Origin of the sequence: Archangium sp., assembly GCF_036389735.1 — a bacterium.
Taxonomy (GTDB): domain Bacteria; phylum Myxococcota; class Myxococcia; order Myxococcales; family Myxococcaceae; genus Archangium.
The window spans coordinates 1-2183 of the sequence record NZ_DASVWK010000834.1 but is presented as its reverse complement, the minus strand read 5'-3'; the positions used below and the strand labels follow the sequence as shown (position 1 = coordinate 2183).

Below are 2183 nucleotides of genomic sequence, written 5' to 3'. Positions count from 1 at the left end.
TGGGTGGGCATCAAGGTCATCACCTACAACCTGTCCGGTGACAGGGTGAAGCAGGAGTTGTGGTTGGATCTCACCAACGGCAAGAACGGTGGCAGGTGGCGCAAGGTCCACGAGAACCTCGACGCGGGGGGGTGGAGCATCCCACCGCTGGTGGCAGCCACCTGCCAGATTCCGTCGGACCAGCGCCTCACCGCGCCCGAGCCGCTCATCATCTTGCGCGGCCATGGCATCCGCGAGCAGTGGTTCAAGAAGGCAACCATCCGGGAGATCCAGCCGCCTCCCTAGGCACAGGCGTGGCCCGCACCTGTTAGAAGCCGGGCCCCACAGGAGGCGAACATGGTGGTGCTCACGGATGGTGGCGGCTCTCACGCCGAGGTGATCCCCGAGCGCGGTGCGCTCGTCAGCCGCTTCATCGTCGAGGGCGAGCCCATCCTCTTCCTCGACGAGAGCACCCTGGTGGACCCCACCAAGAACGTGCGCGGCGGCATCCCCGTGCTCTTCCCCTCCCCCGGCGTCCTCCCCGGCGGCACGTACACGGCGGAGGGCCGCGAGTACCCCATGCGCCGCCATGGCTTCGGCCGGGACGTGCCCTGGGAGGTGCGCACCCAAGAGAGCTCGCGCGTGGTGCTCGCGCTGGGGCACTCGGAGGGGACGCTGCGCGAGTTCCCCTGGCGCTTCGAGGCGCTGCTCACCGTGACGCTGGTGGGCACCGCGCTCCACCTCTCCTTCAGTGCCGAGAACCGGGACTCGCGGCCCATGCCGCTGCACCTCGGCTACCACCCGTACTTCTATGTCCCCCAGGGCAACAAGGCCTCCGCCAGCGTCGAGACGGATGCCTCGCGCGCCTGGGACAACCGCCTGGGTGCCACCGTGCCCTTCTCCGGGTGGGCCCTCACCGGGTCCGAGGTGGATCTGCACCTGCTCGACCACTCGCTCCAGGGCACCACGCTCGAGCGCGGGCAGGGGCTGCGCCCGGTGGAACTCGCCTGGAGCCCCTCCTTCACCACGCTGGTGGTGTGGACGCTCGCGGGCCGCGACTTCGTCTGCGTCGAGCCCTGGACGGCCCCCGGTGGGGCGCTGAAATCGGGCCAGGGGCTGATCACCGTCGCTCCCGGGGCCACCTTCGCCTCCGAGTTCGAGATCAGCGTCGAGCCCATGGCCCGCTTCGTCCGGTAAAAGGGGGGCATGTCCTTCCTCTCCCACCTCGAATGCTCCCGCTGCCGCAAGACGCATGACGCGGAGCGGGTCCAGAACCTGTGCGACTGCGGTGGCCCGCTGCTCGTGCGCTACGACCTCGAGGCCGCCGCGCGCGCCGTGCGCCCCTCCGACCTCGCCGGCCGCGTCTCCTCCCTGTGGCGCTACCACGAGCTGCTGCCCGTCCGAGACGCCAAGAACATCGTCACCCTCGGCGAGGGCATGACGCCCCTCTTCCCGCTCCCGCGCCTGGGCGCCGAGCTGGGCCTGCGCGACCTCTGGTTGAAGGACGAGGGGTTGAATCCCACCGCCTCCTTCAAGGCGCGCGGCGCCGCCACGGGCGTCAGCCGGGCCAAGGAGCTGGGCATCACCGCGCTCGCCATGCCCACCAACGGCAACGCCGGCGGGGCCTGGGCCAGCTACGGCGCGCGCGCGGGCATGTCCGTCACCCTCGTGATGCCCACCGATGCTCCGGCCATGAGCGTGCTGGAGGCCACCGCCGTGGGTGCCAGCGCCTATATGGTGCGGGGACAGATCACGGATGCCGGAGCCATCGTCGCCCGCTCGGCCAAGGCGCACGGCTGGTTCGAGGCCGCCACCCTCAAGGAGCCGTACCGCATCGAGGGCAAGAAGACGATGGGGTATGAGATCGCCGAGCAGCTCGCCTGGAGCCTGCCGGACGTCATCCTCTACCCCACCGGCGGAGGCGTGGGCATCATCGGCATCTACAAGGCGCTGCTGGAGATGCGCGAGCTGGGCTGGCTCCCGGACAACGTGCGCTTCCCCAAGCTCGTCGCCGTGCAGGCCGAGGGCTGCCAGCCCATCGTGAAGGCCTGGCGTGAGGGCAAGGACGTCTCCGAGAAGTGGGAGGGCGCGTCCACCGTCGCCCAGGGCATCCGCGTGCCCAAGGCGCTCGGCGACTTCCTCGTGCTCCAGGCGGTGCGTGAGACGAACGGCACCTGTGTCGCCGTCCCCGATGCCGACACCCT

The 2183-nt window shown here is 70.2% G+C and carries 2 protein-coding genes and 1 pseudogene; all 3 read left to right on the top strand.

Translation table 11 applies throughout. The annotated features are described in order from the left end of the window. Positions 1-285, top strand: a pseudogene (locus VF794_RS29760) (hypothetical protein); the annotation flags it as partial. A gap of 51 nt (positions 286-336) precedes the next feature. Beyond that, complete coding sequence (locus VF794_RS29755) at positions 337-1176, top strand: aldose epimerase (RefSeq protein ID WP_331116242.1); 840 nt, start codon at positions 337-339, stop codon at positions 1174-1176. Positions 1177-1185: 9 nt separating this feature from the next. Then, a partial coding sequence (locus VF794_RS29750) for a threonine synthase (RefSeq protein ID WP_331116241.1) occupies positions 1186-2183 on the top strand: 998 nt, incomplete at its 3' end.

Bases quoted from the DNA above. Each gene is read 5' to 3' on its own strand.
- VF794_RS29755 (WP_331116242.1), top strand. From the start codon at position 337: ATGGTGGTGCTCACGGATGGTGGCGGCTCTCACGCCGAGGTGATCCCC.